Raw genomic sequence first — 16,377 nt, 5'->3', positions numbered from 1 at the left:
GAATATGAAAAATGAGTGTAAGCAGAGATGATTTTGTAATAGCAATACGATCTGCTTTTTTAAAAAAACAAACCAAACAAAGATTTTCGTTATTATCTCTTATTTTTCTATCAATCTTTATTTTATTCTTAAGCAATCAAAATTTTAAAATAATTTCATTTGTTAAATCGACAATAAATGAAGTTATCTATAGAGGATCATTTGTAATATCCGCTCCTGAAAAAGCATTAAGCAGTATTTCAGAAGAATTTAACCATCATCTTAATGTTCATACTAAAGCAATGATCCTTGAAGATGAATTAGCAGATTTTAAATCTAAAGACGTATCTTTAAAGATACTAGAATTTGAAAATCAAAAACTTAGAGAACAATTAGATGATTATTTAGTTTCAAGTGAAATAATTTATTCAAAAATAATTATTGATAACAACAGCCCATATTTAAAATCTTTTGTAATTAATAAAGGATCTAGAGATGGAGTAAAAGTTGGAATGGTAGTTTTAGATCAAAATTATTTAGTAGGTAAAATTATTGAGGTAAATTTTAATACTTCACGAGTGTTACTTTTATCTGATATTAATTCAAATATTCCAATTTCAATTTCACCAGGAAATTTACAAGCAATCGCAACAGGAACTAGTGATGATTTTGCAAAAGTTAATTATCTGAAAAAAATACATTTTAATAAAATTTCAAATGGCTCAATTGTATATACTTCAGGGACAGGTGGTCTTATTAAAAGTGGTATACCAATTGGTAAAATTATTGATTTTGATCAAATGACTGATGAAGTAAAGATTCAATTTTATAGTGATTTTTCTCAGCTACAATATGTTTCAGTAGCTTCATTCGACAAAATTGAGAAACAAAATGAAATTGAAGTCTCTGAAGAAGAAAATTCTTGGAAAGAGGGGATTTTATTTAAAGGACCAAGTCCTGTTCAACTAAATGAAAGATTAGAAGCTTTAGTTCAAGAAAAAGAAATTAATGACCAAATAAGAACTCAAATTGAAGCTGAAAATTTAAAATTAAAAGAACAATTATCTCAAATTCAAAAAAAACTTTTCCAATCAGAAAAAAAAATTAATGAACAATCAAAAGTTATCAATTCTCATAAAATTGATGAAGAAGAATATAATTTTTTAAAACTCAATTTAGAGTACGGACCTAAGTGTACAAAAAAAACTATTATTTCAAAAGGATTTAAAGTTGGAACTCCTGAATATAGAAAATGTGTTTTAAGAAGAGGTATAAAAACAAATGACTGATTTAAGACAAAATACATTTTTTCGAAGTTTCTTAAAAGTTTTTCCTCTTCTTTTGTTATTTATTAGTGTTTTTAATGAATTCGATGCAAACTATTTTGGTGTTCCTTTTTTATCATTTAATTTTGCATATATTTTAATATTTTTTTGTACTTTGAAAGCAATTGATCATTTTGGATATGGATTAATTTTTATAGCAGGATTAATAAACGATACTGTTACAGGGTTGCCATTAGGACTTAGTAGTTTTTGTTATATGATAATTTGTGTTTTTTCATCTTATTTTAGAAGTATCACATTAAGACCTACGATTATGAAAGATTGGTTATTCTTTCTAATAACAATTTCTGTTGCAAACTCTATTAACTATTTAGTCTTATATTTATATTTTGGAGTTTCAATTGATTATCGATTTCTTCTTGTAAACAATTTTACAACATTTTTATTGTTCTTTTTCTTTTATGTTGTTTTTGGTCTTTATTATAAAAAATTTATAGGAAAATCTGATGTTTAATATCAGCGATAATGTAACAAAAGTTAACTTAATTAATAGAAGATTATTTATCGTTACTGCTGCAAAGATCTTAGTTTTTTTAGGTCTCTCAACTAGACTTTATTCATTACAAGTTAAAGATAAAAATAAATATCTTACTTTATCTGATAAAAATAGAATTAGAGAGTCTAAACTTCCTCCTGTAAGAGGTGAATTTTTAGATTATTTTGGAAAAACAATAGCTGGAAACAATGAAGTATATCAACTTCATTTAATCCCAGAACAAGTTGAAGACTTTAGATATGTTTCTTTAAGATTGAAAAATATTTTGAATATGTCGGACAGACAATTTCAAAGATTATTAAAGAAAAAAAATGAAGTTAAGCCATGGGATACTATAGTAGTATCTGATAATTTGACGTGGGAACAATTTTCAAGAGTTAATAGCTACCTATATGAACTAAGTGGCGTAAAGTCAGTTTTGTCAATAACGAGAATTTACCCTCATAAAGAGGATTTTACTCATGTGCTTGGATACGTTAGCCAAGCTAATGAAAAAGATGTTTCAGAAAATGAAGATATTAAAAATAAATTTGTTCCTGGATTAAGAGTTGGAAAAACTGGACTAGAAAAAGCATTTGAAAAAGAATTGATTGGAGAAAATGATATTCAAAGATTTGAAGTAAATGCTTATGGTAAGAAAATAAATCAGATTGAATTACAAAAAGGATCAAAAGGTAAAAATATAAGATTAACCATAGATACTGAGATACAAAAATATTGTAGTGAATTACTAAAAGATAGAGCTGGTTCCATTTGTGTAATGGATATTTATACAGGTGAGATTATAGCTATGCAATCTGCACCATCTTTCGATCCAAATTTATTTTTATTTGGCATCAATCAAGATGATTGGCAATTAATCAGAAACAATCCATTAAAACCTTTAGTAAATAAAACTATCAGTGGTAAATACTCTCCTGGTTCTACGATTAAACCAATTGTCGCTTTGTCTGCTTTAGAAAATAAAATTGTTAGCCCTCAGTTTACTATAAAGTGTGAAGGTAAAACAGAAATGTACGGTCAAACATATCACTGTTGGAAGAAAAAAGGGCATGGATTTGTAAGTTTAAAAAATGCGATGAAACAATCTTGTGATACATATTTCTATGAGATAGCAAGAAGACTTGGAGTTGATAGATTAAGTGAAACAGCCAGAAAATTTGGACTTGGTGAAAGAGTATTTGAAAACTTATTTTTCAATGAAAAAAAAGGCCTTGTTCCTAACACTCAATGGAAAAAAAATGCACTTGGAAGTGGATGGTTATTAGGAGAAACTATGATTACTGGAATTGGTCAAGGATATATTCAAACAACCCCAATTCAACTTTGTTTGATGACAGCCCAAATTGCCAATGGTGGATATAAAATTTACCCAAAAATCACTGTTGATACAGAAACCAATTTTTTAGACAAGTATGAACCATTATTTAAAGAAAAGAAAAATATTAAAATTATTCAGGATTCAATTTTTAGCTCAACAAATGAAGCTATGGGAACTTCTTATTCTTCTAGAATAAATGATCCAAAATATCGTTTTGCAGGCAAAACTGGAACTGCACAAGTTAAAAGGATTACAGCAGAAGAAAGGGAACTTGATTTAAAGACATCAGAAATTCCTTATGAACAAAGAGACCATGCATTATATGTTGCATATGGACCTACTGAAAATCCTCGTTACGCTTTGAGTATTATAATTGAACATGGTGGATCAGGTGGAACAACTGCTGCACCAATGGCTAAAAAGTTATTTAAATTAATAATTGATAGACACAAGTTAAGAGAGGAAGCAAAAGATAATAAATTTTTAGATATTTAAAAATGAAAAATAATTTTTCTCAAAATACATCAATTTTTCAAAAGTTAAGAGATTATGATTACGTCTTATTAATGAGTATTTTAATTCTTGGAGTAATTAGTATATTTGCAATGTACTCTACAGACGGTGGAGAAATTTTATTTCACACAAAAAGTCATTTTGTTAAATTTTCAATTTTTTTCCCAATGATGTTGATATTATCGTTTGTTAATATCAAGTTTTGGCATGCGGGAAGTTATCTCTTTTATTTAATAATACTTGGTTTGTTGATTTGGGTTGCTTTGTATGGTGTTCAAGCTTCGGGCTCAAAAAGATGGATAAATTTATACTTTTTAAATCTTCAACCATCGGAGTTAATGAAAATTGCAGTAATACTTTGTTTAGCTAAGTATTTTCACAGAATTAGAACAGAAAGAATAAATCATTTTTCTACGATTTTAGTTTCATTAACAATTATAATTGTTCCAACAATTTTAGTTATTACACAGCCTGATCTTGGTACCTCAATTTTAATCTCATTATCTGGTCTAATTATTTTATGGTTATCAGGTCTAAGAATTAAATATTTTGTTTATTCGTTTATATTATTTCTAATTTCACTTCCATTTGCTATTTCATTTTTAAAACCATATCAAAAGCTAAGAATTTTAACATTTATTGATCCTGATAGAGATCCTTTGGGATCTGGGTACCAGATTATCCAATCAAAAATTGCGGTAGGGTCTGGCGGTTTAACCGGAAAAGGTTTTTTAAAAGGAACTCAAAGTTATTTAGATTTTTTACCTGAAAAACATACTGACTTTATATTCACATTATTTTCTGAAGAATTTGGATTTGTGGGATCTATACTTTTATTACTGCTGTATGGTTTGATAATATATCGAATTATTAGAACTGGTTTGATTTCAAGAAGTTTCTTTTCAAGACTATTTTGTTTCGGTTTTGCATTTGCAATTTTTTTATATGTTTCAATTAATATGTCTATGGTTTTAGGATTACTACCTATAGTTGGTTCACCTTTGCCAATAATGTCCTATGGAGGCTCCTCTTTACTTGCTACTATGATTGGTTTTTCAATAGTTCTAAGTGCGAAGATTAATCACAATCAAAATATATCATAATTTAAGCACAGTATAATTTGTCGCTTAAAAAAAATTGATCATTGATAGTATATTTTTTTAATGTCAAAACTTCAAAAAATAGGAATTATAGGATCAGGTATTCAAGGTGTATCAAATGCACTGTTTCTTCAAAAGAAAGGTTTTGATGTAACTATTTTTGACAGGGATGAACCTGGAAGTCCTGCTGCTTCATATGGTAATGCAGGTCATTTTTCTCCATACGCATCTCTATCTTTAAATAGAACTGATATTCTTTTGGATGTGCCTGCTATGCTTATGAGTTCTAGTGGACCATTAGCACTTAAATGGAATTATGTTCCAAAAATGATTCCTTGGTTTGTAAAATTTTTATTAAATACATCAAAAAGTAAAATGATGCATACAGCTAAAAATATGCATCAAATTTTAGATTTAGCTTTACCTGCGTATGATGAAATTTTTGATGAGATTGACGATCTAGATGGATTAGTTGAAAACAAGGGCATACTTTATATTTGGAATGATAAAGATTTAAAAAGTAGAGAACTTGAAATAAAAGTCAGAGAAGAATTAGGAGTAGAACAGCAGCTAGTTAACAAACATGAGATACATGATTTAGAACCTCATATAAGACCATTTTATCATGCTGGAGTTTTTTATCCTTATGCGAGACACGCAAGAAATCCAAAAAAAATTTTATTAAAGTTTTTTGATCTCTTTATGAAAAAAGGAGGAAAATTTAATAAGTTAAATATAAAAGATATAGAATTTGATGGAGATAAACCTACTTTTATATCTGAGGCACAACGTTTTGTCTTTGATAAGGCTGTTATAGCATGTGGAGCGTTTTCTAAAAAGCTCACAGATAACTTAGGTGAAAAAATTCCACTAGATACAGAAAGAGGATATCACGTTCACTTTAAAAATTGTGATCATTTATTAAGTCGTCCAGTAATTTTTCAGAATAGAGGTTTTGGTGTTACTCCTATGGAACAAGGTTTGAGAGTTGTTGGAACAGTTGAATTTGGGGGCTTAGACAATCCTCTTTCAAAATCTAGAATAAAAAATTTAATTAATAACGCAAAATATATGTTTGGAGATTTACCTGATCATGAAGATGAATGGTTAGGATTTAGACCAACATTACCTGATTTTTTACCTGTAATGGGTCCATCTAAAAAATATAAAAATGTTTTTTACTGTTTTGGACATCATCATTTAGGATGGACATTAGGACCAATATCTGGAAAAATAGTTTCAGGTATGATTGCTGAAGAAAATACTAATTTAAATTTAAACCCATATAGCTCATCTAGATTCAGTTAAGTGAGCAATAAATTTAATATTGCTTATATATTTCTATTTTTAACTGTTACTTTTTGGGCAGGTAATTTTATCGTTGGAAAATTTGCTAGTTTTTATGATGTTCCACCTTTTTCATTAAATTTCTATCGATGGTTTTTTGCTTGGTTAATATTAGCACCATTTACTCTTTCAGAGATAATTAAAAAAAGAGACTATATTGTTAATAATTTAAAATTATTCATAATTTTAGGAATTACAAGTATCACGATTTTTAACTCTATTGTTTATTATTCACTTAACTTTACTCAGGTAATTAGTGGAGTTTTAATGATCTCTACCATACCAGTAATGATAATTTTTATTTCATCGATTTTGAAAATTGAAAAAACTAATATTTCTCAAATTTTAGGAGTAATTTTTTCTTTCACAGGTGTATTGTTAATTATTACAAAAGCAAACTTAGGAGTTCTCATGAGTTTAGACTTTAATAAAGGTGATTTGACAATGGTCATTGCTATGTTTTCATGGGCTTTATACTCTGCTTTATTAAAAAAGCAAAAATATGAGCTTTCTCAACTTAGTTTATTAGAAGTTATAATAACTTTTGGTCTTATATTTTTAATACCAATTTATTTTATTGAGTATCAATTGGGCTACATTATTAAGGTTGAAAAACCATTTATATTAATTTTAAGCTATGTTGTTTTATTTCCGGGCCTTGCTTCATTTATTTTATGGATAAAAGGTATTTCAATGATTGGTGCTAACAGGTCAGGAGTTTTTTTACATTTAATGCCAATATTAAGTGCAATAATGGCTATGATTATTTTTAATGAAAAATTTATGTTTTATCATATTCTCGGTGCAATTTTTATTTTAACAGGAATAATTTTATCAAATAGAAAAATTAAAAATGCTTAAAGTTGCAATATTAGACGATTATCAAAACGTATCTCAACAATTTGTAGATTTAGAAAAATTATCTGGAAAATATGAGTTTAAGATTTTCAGCGAACCTTTTGAAAATGAAGGTGATGCTATTGAGCAATTAGCTGATTTTGAAGCTTTACTCATAATGAGAGAGAGAACTCCGATGACTGAGAGTTTAATAAATAATCTCCCAAATCTTAAATTTATAATTACAAGTGGTAGCAGAAATAAATCAATAAATTTAGAAGCTACAAAAAAAAAGAATATATTGGTTTGCGGTACAGAAATTAATATACATCCAACACCAGAATTAACTTGGGCTTTGATTTTAGGTTTAGCAAGAAACCTAAAGGAAGAGATAGATAATATGTACCAAGGATACTGGCAAACTACAGTTGGAGTTGAACTGAAAGGTAAAATTTTAGGATTACTTGGCCTTGGAAGAGTTGGATCTCAAGTTGCAAAAATTGGAAAAGCTTTTGGTATGCAAGTCATGGCATGGAGTGAAAATCTAAACCTAGATACATGCAAGGAATTAGATGTTTTGCCATGTAGCAAAGAAGATTTAATAAAAAATTCTGATTTTTTATCTATCCACGTACAAGGAGGGGAAAGATACAAAGATTGTATCACATTGAAAGAATTAGATCAGATGAAAAAAACCTCTTTTTTAATTAACACTTCTAGAGGTCCTATTGTTAATGAAGATGATTTAATTATAGCATTATCAACAAACGTAATAGCAGGTGCAGGATTAGATGTTTATGAAAAAGAACCATTGCCTGAAAATAATAAGCTTAGATTTTTACCAAACGCTTTATTAACTCCACATATAGGATATGTAACAGCTGAAAATTATCATATTTTTTACACTCAAATGATTGAAGCATTAGAGGCTTGCGTAGATGGAAAGCCTGTCAGAGTTATTGAAAAATAAATGGGTCTACCTGTAGTTAATCATAAGGATTACTTTGCAAAAATTGGAGATGACCACAAATTTCCAATTAATAAATTTTCAGAACTTGCAAAATATTTGAAAGAAAAAAAAATAGTTAAAGAGTTCATATATCCCTCTCCTTGCTCAATTGAAACTCTAAGTAAGGCTCATTCTCTAGACTACATAAACAATATAAAAAATAAAACTTTAGATAAAGATGGTGTAAAAAAAATTGGATTTCCATTAGTTGATAGTGTTGTAAAAAGATCTTTTATTGCAACAGGCGGCACTGTTTTATCAGCAAAACTTGCGATTAAATCTGGAATTAGTTGCAACACAGCTGGCGGAAGTCATCATGCAAACTTTAATGGTGGAGCAGGTTATTGTGTATTTAATGATGTAGCTGTTGCTGCAAAATATTTGATCGAAAGAGGTCTAGCAAATAAAATTCTAATAGTTGATTTAGATGTTCATCAAGGTAATGGAAATGCAGATATTTTTAAAGATGATAATCATGTTTTTACTTTTAGTATGCATTCTAAAACTAATTATCCAGCTAAAAAATCTTTAAGTAATTATGATGTTGAGCTGGAAGATAATACAGAGGACAAAATATATTTAGAAAAATTAAAACAGTGTTTATACGAATTAAATCAATATTTTTTCGATTTTGTATTTTATATAGCTGGCGTTGATATTCATTATAATGATCGTCTAGGAAAGTTAAAAATTTCGGACGAAGGTGTTAGAATGAGAGATCAAATTGTTATAGAAAATTTTTTCTCACAGCGAATACCTTTATGCGGTGTTTTAGGAGGTGGTTATAACAAAAATTTTGAAAAATTAATTGAATTACATTCTTATTTACATGAAACATGTTCTAAGTATATTTAAATAATGTCAAAGAAAAATCCAAATTTAACTGCCGAACAAAAACTAGTAATGTTTGAGGATGGAACTGAGCCTCCTGGAACTAGTGAACTTAACCATGAAAAACGAGATGGAAGTTATCATTGTGCTAACTGTGGGATAAAATTATTTGATGGCGAAACTAAATATGAAAGTGGATCAGGTTGGCCATCATTTTTTAAATCTCTTCCAGACGTTTTTGAAACAAAAACAGATCATCTTTTAGGTTATGCTCGTACAGAATATCATTGTAAAAACTGCGATGCCCATCATGGTCACATATTTGATGACGGACCTCAACCCACAGGAAAAAGATATTGTAATAATGGTGTATGTTTAGTTTTTAAACCTAAAGAATAATTACTTTAGCATTTCTTCTAACTTATTTTCTTTCTCTAAAGCTCTTATATCGTCATAACCACCAATGTGCTGATTATCAAAAAAGATTTGTGGAATAGTTCTTTTTCCATTTGCTCTTTTAATCATTTCATCCATCGCACCATCAACGGTAGCAATATTTATCTCGTTATAAGTTGCATTATTTCTTTGAAGTAATCTTTTTGCAGCCTCACAATAATTACAAAGTGGACCAGTATAAATTGTTATATTTTTCATGAGCTATAGATAATCACCTTTTTTAATTTTACTAGTTATTTGTTTTCTAGAATATTCAAATTTTTTTCTATGTTTGATACTCTTTTGATTTACTCTTTTTCTCCATAATCTAAAAGAGGAGGGCTTAAGTGTTCGTCTCATTATTTTGATTACATCAGATTCTGACTTTCCAGTTTTTTTTTCAATTTCCTCAAAAGTTATCCGGTCAGCCCAAGCCGCCCAAATGATCCAATCAGGATCATCAATTGGTGGCTCAAGATTTTTTACTCTGGTGACTGGTAAGTTGCCTTTTTTTTTCATTTTTCTCGAAATTTTTTAAAAAATAGATAATGCAATTTATATAGGATTTGCTAAAATGGTCCAGATAGTCCTTCTTAGCCATCTTTAGCTCCCGGTTTTTAAGGACTATCTTTTTTTTTAGAAAATGCTCCCATTAGATTTCATACTTTATCTTCAAATCATAATCTTTTTATTTATAACTCCTGGGACTCCACGAATTGTAATCATTTCATATTCAATGAATTATGGAGTAGGTAAATGTATTTGGTCTGCATTAGGAGATGTGACTGCAAATTTAATACAAGCAACATTAGTTATTTTTGTAATTGGATCCTTTTTTTCAGAAAGCTCGACTATACTAAATATTTTTAAGTGGATAGGTGTTATTTATATTTTGTATCTTGCATATGATATTTATAAGTCGCGCCTAAAAAATATTTCAAATAAAGAAGAAATAAAAAAAAGTAATTTATCTTTTTTTAGAGATGGTTTTTTAGTTGCAGGCACAAGTCCTAAAGCTTGGATGTTTTTTCCGTTTATTTTCCCACAATTTATTGATTTTAATTCAAATTTATTAACTCAATTTATAATTTTAATTACTACTTATATTGTTCTAGATTTTTTATCTTTGATTGGTTATGCAATGCTCGCACAAAAGTTAATTAAATGGATTACTGCTAATCCAAAAACAATAAATACAATTTCAGCGAGTGTTTTGGTTATAATTGCATTTATTATTGTATTTACTCAAGAATATTAAATTAAATTTCATCAATTATTCTTTTAAATGAATATGTGTCTACTTGAAAAATATTCTAATTTAAGTTTAAATTTTACTTTAATTAACTAATTAACAAAGGAAATAAAATGAAAATAACAAAAATCTTTTTAGGTTTTATTTCTGCATTAGCGATTTTATTATCTTCATCAGTTACTTCGTTCGCAAAAGTAGTAGGTGATAAGATTATTTTAGGATCTGCGATTTCATTAACAGGTAAATACTCTTCAAACGGAGTTCATACACAAAACGGTTACAACATGGCTGTTGATAGAATTAATAGCATGGGCGGTATCAAAGTTGGTGGCAAAACTTATAAGTTTGAAATTATTTACTATGATGATGAGTCTAACCCTAAAAGAGCTGCGCAACTTGCAGAAAGATTAATCTCTCAAGATGGTGTTGAGTTTATGCTTGGCCCATACTCTTCAGGATTAACAAAAGCAATTGCTCCAGTAACTGAGAAATATGGAGTACCAATGGTTGAGGCTAATGGTGCATCTAGATCTTTATTTACGAAAGGATACAAATATTTATTTGCAGTTTTAGCACCAGCAAATTTATATCTTGATGTTGCAATTGACTTAGCAGTAGAAAAAAATGGTGGTAAGCCAGTTAAAATAGCTCAAGCTTTTGAACAAGATGCTTTTTCTCAGGATGTTAGATTAGGTGTTATGGAAGCTGCAGAAAGAACTGGTTCAAAAATAATCATTGATGATAAGTTACCAAAAGAACTAAATGATATGGCTGCAACTTTAGCGAAAGTTAAAACAGTTAAGCCAGATGTATTAGTTGTTTCAGGTCACACTAAAGGAGCTTTAACTGCAATCAGACAAATTTCAGAGATGAAAGTTGATGTTCCAATGTTAGCAATGACACACTGTGATGCTGCTAAATTATCAAAACAACATGGTAAAAACTCAGAGTTTGCATTATGTGCTTCTCAGTGGCACAAGACTTTGACTTACAAAGATAAATTTTTTGGTAATGGTATAAAGTATGATGCGGATTTTACTAAAGAGTTTGGATATGCGCCGCCTTATCAAGCTGCTGAATCTTCAGCTGCATTATTGGTTTTCAAAGATGCGTTTGAAAGAGCAAATTCTTTCGATAAAAAGAAAGTAAGAGATGCTCTAGCTGACACTAACATGCAAACTTTTTATGGAAATATTAAATTTGCACCAGGTGGTCAGAATGTAGATAAGCCAATGGTATTGTTCCAAGTTATGTGTAATGACGATGGAAGTAAGTGTGAAAACAAAGTTGTAGCTCCTACTAAATGGGCTTCAGCAGAGTTAATTCACCCAATTCCAAAGTGGTCTGACAGATAATCTAAATTAAAAAAAATGCCCTCTAGTATTAGAGGGCATTTTTGTATAAAAACAATTTTTTTTACATAATGGATTTTTTAGTATTTCAAGCTCCCATGTTAACAGTCCAAGCTACGCTTGATGGATTATTGTTAGGAATTTTATTTGCACTGATAGCATATGGAATGGCTCTTCAATGGGGAGTGATGAATATAATTAATATTGCTCAAGGCGATCTTGTGATCTTAGGTGGGTATATAGCTTACTTTATGTATCTCTCGGGAATTCATCCTGCTTGGGGAGTAATAATATGTCCAATAGTAATGTACTTTGTTGGAGTAGGAATTTATAAAACTGTGATCAATAAAGTAGTAGATAGAGATTTATTTATTTCAATTTTAGCTACATTTGGAATTAGTATTTTAATGATGCAATTAATGAACTTTGCATTTGGAGCTGATGTGGTTTTAGCGAATTCACATTATGGAACAACAATGTTATTTGACAATTCTGTAACTTTACCAAATTCAAAAATATTTTCTGCTGTGATAAGCATTATATTTGCAATTTGTTTGGTGCTTTACATGAAAAAATCAAAATTAGGTAGAGCAATTAGAGCAACTGCTCAAAACGCGAGAGCAGCAAAAATTTTAGGAGTAGATACCGAGAAAGTTTATGCAGCCACTTTTGGTATAAATGCTGCACTTTGTGGTGTCGCAGGTGCGTTAATTGCAATAACTTTCACAATTCATCCTTATATGGGACTACCTTATACAATCAGATCATTCATGATCGTTATTGTTGCAGGTTTAGGAAATTTACCTGGAGTTGCAATGTCAGGAATGGGACTAGGTGTATTTGAGGAATTTGCAGATTATATTTTAGGAACCGAATTTAGAATTGGATCTGTATTTTTATTATTAGTTTTAATTTTAGTTTACAGAAGATTTAAACTCTCAAGAAAAAGAGAGTACTTAAAATAATGAATAAAAATTTAATATTATATTTAGGAATTTTAATTTTCGGTTTAGCAGCTCCATTTGTTTTCCCTGCTTTTAAAGTTCAGTTATCAATACTTTGTATATTAATTGTCCTTGCAACAACTTGGAACGTTCAAGGTGGTGAAATGGGTTATAATACATTTGGTAATATTTTATTCTATGGGCTTGGAATGTATTTATGTGCATCAGTTCAAGTTGGGATGTTTTTTCCATTAGCAGAATGGACTGAGGGTGGAGGAGAAAAAACTTTTGTTCACACACCAAAACAATTCTTTCAAGGAATGGGTGTAGGCTTAGCAGTTGCAGCATTAGTTCCTTGTTTAGTTGCTGGAATTATTGGATATTCAATTTTAGGTTTGAGAGGACATTATTTTGCAATTTGTACTTTAGGTTTAGGTATTGCGGCTGGTGAAATTTCAGGAGGAATAGAAATTATTGGAGCTGGTCAAGGTTTTACTACACCTCCTTTTCCAGAAATAGGAACGACAGAAGCTAGAGGAGAGTTTTTCTATTTTCTAAGTTTTGGACTTTTAGTTTTAACATTTATTGCAATTAAATTTTTATACACAACAAGATTTAGATTGGTTTTAAATGCCATCAGAGACAACGAAGATAAAGCTGAAGCGATGGGTATTCAAACAATGAAATATAAAATTACAGGATGGATGATATCCGCATTTTTCTGCGGTCTTGCTGGCGGAATTATGGGCGGCTTAGTTGGTTATATAGACTCAACTGATGTTGCTTTTGATGGAAGAGAAATGGGAGTCTTTATGGTTCTTATGGCAATATTAGGAGGGAAAGGAACTTTGTGGGGTCCAATTATAGGAGCAACTGTATTTCATATTTTTAAAGAAGGTTTTTGGACTTTCTTCTTAGGCTGGCAGTACGTGGCACTAGGAGTTTTAATTGTAGTAATTGTAATTTATTTCCCAGAAGGCATTATGGGGTGGTTAAGAGAAAAATATCCGGAAAGATTTGGTGAAGTAGTTGATGAAGCTGATCGAAAAGCACAGGTAGAATTAAAATGAGTATTTTAGAAGTTAGCAATGTAAGCAAGTCTTTTGGTGGTGTTAAAGCTAACGTAGATGTCTCAATGTCTGTTGAGAAAGGAACAATAGTTGGTTTAATTGGTCCTAATGGTTCTGGAAAAACTACTCTATTCAATTCAATAGTAGGAACATACCCAATTGACCAAGGTTCTATAAAGTTTAATGGTAAAGAGGTATCTGAGTTACCTGTACCAGTAATTGCTAAAATGGGATTACTTAGAACTTTCCAACAAACAAGAATTTACAGCAAATTAAATTGTGTAGATAATATGTTGATCAGCCATAAAGCTAGTGATGAAAGTTTAATGTCAATTTTCTCAAAAGTACCAGCTGAACTTACTGAAAAAGCCGAAAACCTTCTGAACTTTGTTGGTCTTTATCAAAAAAGAAAATTAAGAGCTGGTGACTTATCTTTTGGACAACAAAAACTTTTAGAATTAGCAATGGCATTAATGAATGAACCTGAAATGCTATTGTTAGATGAACCTACAGCTGGAATTAATCCAACATTAATAAATGGTATCATCGATAGGTTAATAAAAGTAAATAAAGACTTTGGAATTACACTTTTAGTTATTGAACATAATATGAGAGTAATAATGCAATTGGCGCAAACTATTCATTGTTTAGCTCATGGACAAATGTTGGCTAAAGGTACACCAGATGAAATTAAAAATGATAAGCGAGTAATAGATGCTTATCTGGGAGTACAATAATGGGAAATCAGTATGAAGTTTTAGGGAAAGCCCCAGGTCCTGAAGATTTAAAAAAACTTTCTCCAAGTAATGTTCATTTAACAATAAGTGGCCTGAATGCAGGTTATGGAAAAATGGAAATTCTTCATAATCTAGATCTTTTTGTAAGTAAGGCTCAATCATTATGTTTAATTGGTCCTAATGGAGCAGGAAAATCTACAATACTTCACTCAATTTATGGATTTACAAATATTTTTTCTGGAAAAATTGAAATTGAAGGAAAAGAAATAACTAATTTAACACCTGCAGAAAAACTAAAGTCTGTAGGAATTGCATACATACTTCAAGATAATTCAGTATTTCCAGATATGACTGTTGAAGAAAATCTTTTAATGGGTGGTTATATCAAAGACAAAACAGAAGAGTCTTATGAAGAAGCCGAGAAAATATTTGAAAAATACGAAAGACTTAGAAATAGAAGAAATCAACCTGCAAAAGTTTTATCAGGTGGTGAAAGAAGATTGCTGGAGATATCAAGAGCTCTAGTTATGAAGCCTAGTGTTTTATTAGTTGATGAACCATCAATTGGTTTGGAGCCAAGGTATATTGATATGGTATTTGAAATTTTAAGAGACCTGCAACAAAATGAAAAGAAAACAATTATCCTAGTAGAACAAAATGCTAAAAAAGGTTTAGAGTTTGCTGACATTGGATATGTTTTAGTTTCAGGTCAAACTGCTATTGCAGGTAAAGGGGATGAACTATTAAGTAATCTAGACGTAGGTAGATTATTCCTAGGTGGTTAATGATTAACCACGAAATCTTTTTTAAAGGTCTTAAATCAAATCTAGGTGTAAGAAGCCCAACAATTTCTTTAGCAGCTTGTTTTGTTGCTCTAGGAGCATTACTAAAAGATGCAGGATTTAATCTACAACAAAGCGCTGCTTCAAGCATTTTTACGTATGCATTACCTGGACAATTGGTAATGGCAGAGTCATTATTAATAGGAACTTCTCTTATAAATATTTTTATTGCGGTATGGCTTGTAAACTTCAGATTATATCCAATGACAGTTTCTTTGTTTCCATTATTGGCTCATAAATCACAACCAAGATGGAAATATCTTTTGTCTTGTCACTTTTTAGCAGTATCATCTTGGTTAGTAGCAAAAGAAAGTTATGAAAAAGTTGAGCAAAAATATCGAATTGATTTTTGGATTGGAGTAGGTGTTGGCACCTGGTCAACAGCAATTATATCTACTGTCATTGGTTATCTCTTAGCTGATTACTTGAATAAAAATATCATGATTGGGTTAGCAATAGTTAATCCAGTTTATTTTTTTTGCATGATGATAGGGGCAATGAAAAATATAAGTATATCAATATCAGTAATTGGAGGAACAATTTTGGGACCTGTAATTTATTTATACTCAACAGAGTGGGCTATTTTATATGCAGGAATAATTGCTGGTTCAATTGCATTTTTATTTGGAGAAAAAAATGGAAAATCATGATCTAATTTTATTTGCAATAATTGTAACTTCATTAGCTACTTTTATCTCAAGATTTTTAGGAGCTATAACCTCAGAAAAAGTAAGTGTTCAATCAAAAGCTTTTCAGTGGTTTAATTGTGTTGCATATTCTACACTAGCAGCATTACTTGGAAGAATGATAATTTTTCCAGCTGGAGTTTTATCAGGCTCTGATCTCTTGATAAGATTATTTGTATTAATTAGCTGTATTTTAATTTTTATTTTAACTAAAAAAAACTTAGTTATCCCTACAATTTTTTCAGCTGTTATGTTGTCGGTTTTAAATAATTTAATATAA

General features: G+C 29.8%; 19 protein-coding genes. 17 read left to right on the top strand and 2 right to left on the bottom strand.

From position 1 onward, the window contains the following. Positions 1-11: 11 nt before the first annotated feature. Genes mreC through msrB form a run of 9 tightly spaced genes read left to right on the top strand, consistent with a single transcriptional unit; the run spans position 12 to position 9,178 of the window. Positions 12-1,268, top strand: a complete 1,257-nt coding sequence (gene mreC / locus ACTT90_RS00890) for a rod shape-determining protein MreC (protein ID WP_440937015.1) — start codon at positions 12-14, stop codon at positions 1,266-1,268. Next, on the top strand, positions 1,261-1,779 hold the full coding sequence (locus ACTT90_RS00885) for a rod shape-determining protein MreD (protein ID WP_440937014.1): 519 nt from the start codon (positions 1,261-1,263) through the stop codon (positions 1,777-1,779). Before mreC ends, ACTT90_RS00885 begins: the two co-directional genes overlap by 8 nt. Then, positions 1,772-3,637 carry a penicillin-binding protein 2 gene (gene mrdA / locus ACTT90_RS00880; RefSeq protein ID WP_440937013.1) on the top strand — a complete coding sequence of 622 codons (1,866 nt, stop codon included), beginning with the start codon at positions 1,772-1,774 and terminating at the stop codon, positions 3,635-3,637. The genes ACTT90_RS00885 and mrdA overlap by 8 nt, the downstream gene beginning before the upstream one ends. 2 nt (positions 3,638-3,639) lie before the next feature. Beyond that, entirely contained in the window at positions 3,640-4,758 is a 1,119-nt protein-coding gene (gene rodA, locus ACTT90_RS00875; protein ID WP_440937012.1) for a rod shape-determining protein RodA, read from the top strand. Between the two features lie 60 nt (positions 4,759-4,818). Further along, positions 4,819-6,063 (top strand): NAD(P)/FAD-dependent oxidoreductase, encoded by a 1,245-nt coding sequence (locus ACTT90_RS00870; RefSeq protein WP_440937011.1) that lies wholly within the window; start codon positions 4,819-4,821, stop codon positions 6,061-6,063. Next, entirely contained in the window at positions 6,064-6,963 is a 900-nt protein-coding gene (locus ACTT90_RS00865; RefSeq protein WP_440937010.1) for a DMT family transporter, read from the top strand. Next, positions 6,956-7,909: a D-2-hydroxyacid dehydrogenase family protein gene (locus ACTT90_RS00860; RefSeq protein WP_440937009.1), complete on the top strand. Its 954-nt coding sequence runs from the start codon at positions 6,956-6,958 to the stop codon at positions 7,907-7,909. The genes ACTT90_RS00865 and ACTT90_RS00860 overlap by 8 nt, the downstream gene beginning before the upstream one ends. Further along, the gene (locus ACTT90_RS00855) at positions 7,910-8,803 is read left to right on the top strand and encodes a histone deacetylase family protein (RefSeq protein WP_440937008.1); all 894 of its coding nucleotides are present in this window, start codon (positions 7,910-7,912) and stop codon (positions 8,801-8,803) included. Positions 8,804-8,806: 3 nt separating this feature from the next. Then, positions 8,807-9,178 (top strand): peptide-methionine (R)-S-oxide reductase MsrB, encoded by a 372-nt coding sequence (gene msrB, locus ACTT90_RS00850; RefSeq protein WP_440937007.1) that lies wholly within the window; start codon positions 8,807-8,809, stop codon positions 9,176-9,178. On the opposite strand, the gene grxC is transcribed toward msrB, so the two are convergent. Further along, a complete protein-coding gene (gene grxC, locus ACTT90_RS00845; RefSeq protein WP_440937006.1) occupies positions 9,179-9,433 on the bottom strand; it encodes a glutaredoxin 3 in 255 nt (84 codons plus the stop codon). It abuts the gene before it with no gap. 3 nt (positions 9,434-9,436) lie between these two features. Next, complete coding sequence (locus ACTT90_RS00840; protein WP_440937005.1) at positions 9,437-9,733, bottom strand: TIGR03643 family protein; 297 nt, start codon at positions 9,731-9,733, stop codon at positions 9,437-9,439. Positions 9,734-9,857: 124 nt separating this feature from the next. Between ACTT90_RS00840 and ACTT90_RS00835 the strand changes: the two genes are divergently transcribed. The 8 genes from ACTT90_RS00835 to ACTT90_RS00800 all read left to right on the top strand — a co-directional run bounded on the left by ACTT90_RS00835 (position 9,858) and on the right by ACTT90_RS00800 (position 16,377). Then, positions 9,858-10,472: a LysE family translocator gene (locus tag ACTT90_RS00835; protein WP_440937004.1), complete on the top strand. Its 615-nt coding sequence runs from the start codon at positions 9,858-9,860 to the stop codon at positions 10,470-10,472. A gap of 107 nt (positions 10,473-10,579) precedes the next feature. After that, positions 10,580-11,821 (top strand): amino acid ABC transporter substrate-binding protein, encoded by a 1,242-nt coding sequence (locus ACTT90_RS00830; protein ID WP_440937003.1) that lies wholly within the window; start codon positions 10,580-10,582, stop codon positions 11,819-11,821. A 68-nt stretch (positions 11,822-11,889) separates the two neighbouring features. After that, positions 11,890-12,783, top strand: coding sequence for a branched-chain amino acid ABC transporter permease (locus tag ACTT90_RS00825; protein WP_440937002.1), 894 nt, complete (start codon positions 11,890-11,892; stop codon positions 12,781-12,783). Next, complete coding sequence (locus ACTT90_RS00820; RefSeq protein ID WP_440937001.1) at positions 12,783-13,832, top strand: branched-chain amino acid ABC transporter permease; 1,050 nt, start codon at positions 12,783-12,785, stop codon at positions 13,830-13,832. The genes ACTT90_RS00825 and ACTT90_RS00820 overlap by 1 nt, the downstream gene beginning before the upstream one ends. Beyond that, a complete protein-coding gene (locus tag ACTT90_RS00815) occupies positions 13,829-14,569 on the top strand; it encodes an ABC transporter ATP-binding protein (protein WP_440937000.1) in 741 nt (246 codons plus the stop codon). Before ACTT90_RS00820 ends, ACTT90_RS00815 begins: the two co-directional genes overlap by 4 nt. Then, entirely contained in the window at positions 14,569-15,354 is a 786-nt protein-coding gene (locus ACTT90_RS00810; protein WP_440936999.1) for an ABC transporter ATP-binding protein, read from the top strand. The genes ACTT90_RS00815 and ACTT90_RS00810 overlap by 1 nt, the downstream gene beginning before the upstream one ends. Further along, positions 15,354-16,061, top strand: coding sequence for an AzlC family ABC transporter permease (locus ACTT90_RS00805; RefSeq protein WP_440936998.1), 708 nt, complete (start codon positions 15,354-15,356; stop codon positions 16,059-16,061). Before ACTT90_RS00810 ends, ACTT90_RS00805 begins: the two co-directional genes overlap by 1 nt. After that, positions 16,048-16,377 (top strand): AzlD domain-containing protein, encoded by a 330-nt coding sequence (locus tag ACTT90_RS00800; RefSeq protein ID WP_440936997.1) that lies wholly within the window; start codon positions 16,048-16,050, stop codon positions 16,375-16,377. Before ACTT90_RS00805 ends, ACTT90_RS00800 begins: the two co-directional genes overlap by 14 nt.

This window comes from Candidatus Pelagibacter sp., from assembly GCF_052049935.1.
GTDB lineage: Bacteria > Pseudomonadota > Alphaproteobacteria > Pelagibacterales > Pelagibacteraceae > Pelagibacter.
The sequence above is the reverse complement of the archived record's forward strand: the minus strand, read 5'-3'. Positions and strand labels throughout refer to the sequence as shown.

Excerpts from the sequence above, each read along its gene's own strand:
- mreC (WP_440937015.1), top strand. The coding sequence starts at position 12 with ATGAGTGTAAGCAGAGATGATTTTGTAATAGCAATACGATCTGCTTTT.
- ACTT90_RS00885 (WP_440937014.1), top strand. The coding sequence starts at position 1,261 with ATGACTGATTTAAGACAAAATACATTTTTTCGAAGTTTCTTAAAAGTT.
- mrdA (WP_440937013.1), top strand. The coding sequence starts at position 1,772 with ATGTTTAATATCAGCGATAATGTAACAAAAGTTAACTTAATTAATAGA.
- rodA (WP_440937012.1), top strand. The coding sequence starts at position 3,640 with ATGAAAAATAATTTTTCTCAAAATACATCAATTTTTCAAAAGTTAAGA.
- ACTT90_RS00870 (WP_440937011.1), top strand. The coding sequence starts at position 4,819 with ATGTCAAAACTTCAAAAAATAGGAATTATAGGATCAGGTATTCAAGGT.
- ACTT90_RS00860 (WP_440937009.1), top strand. The coding sequence starts at position 6,956 with ATGCTTAAAGTTGCAATATTAGACGATTATCAAAACGTATCTCAACAA.
- ACTT90_RS00855 (WP_440937008.1), top strand. The coding sequence starts at position 7,910 with ATGGGTCTACCTGTAGTTAATCATAAGGATTACTTTGCAAAAATTGGA.
- msrB (WP_440937007.1), top strand. The coding sequence starts at position 8,807 with ATGTCAAAGAAAAATCCAAATTTAACTGCCGAACAAAAACTAGTAATG.
- grxC (WP_440937006.1), bottom strand. The coding sequence starts at position 9,433 with ATGAAAAATATAACAATTTATACTGGTCCACTTTGTAATTATTGTGAG.
- ACTT90_RS00840 (WP_440937005.1), bottom strand. The coding sequence starts at position 9,733 with ATGAAAAAAAAAGGCAACTTACCAGTCACCAGAGTAAAAAATCTTGAG.
- ACTT90_RS00835 (WP_440937004.1), top strand. The coding sequence starts at position 9,858 with ATGCTCCCATTAGATTTCATACTTTATCTTCAAATCATAATCTTTTTA.
- ACTT90_RS00830 (WP_440937003.1), top strand. The coding sequence starts at position 10,580 with ATGAAAATAACAAAAATCTTTTTAGGTTTTATTTCTGCATTAGCGATT.
- ACTT90_RS00825 (WP_440937002.1), top strand. The coding sequence starts at position 11,890 with ATGGATTTTTTAGTATTTCAAGCTCCCATGTTAACAGTCCAAGCTACG.
- ACTT90_RS00820 (WP_440937001.1), top strand. The coding sequence starts at position 12,783 with ATGAATAAAAATTTAATATTATATTTAGGAATTTTAATTTTCGGTTTA.
- ACTT90_RS00815 (WP_440937000.1), top strand. The coding sequence starts at position 13,829 with ATGAGTATTTTAGAAGTTAGCAATGTAAGCAAGTCTTTTGGTGGTGTT.
- ACTT90_RS00810 (WP_440936999.1), top strand. The coding sequence starts at position 14,569 with ATGGGAAATCAGTATGAAGTTTTAGGGAAAGCCCCAGGTCCTGAAGAT.
- ACTT90_RS00805 (WP_440936998.1), top strand. The coding sequence starts at position 15,354 with ATGATTAACCACGAAATCTTTTTTAAAGGTCTTAAATCAAATCTAGGT.
- ACTT90_RS00800 (WP_440936997.1), top strand. The coding sequence starts at position 16,048 with ATGGAAAATCATGATCTAATTTTATTTGCAATAATTGTAACTTCATTA.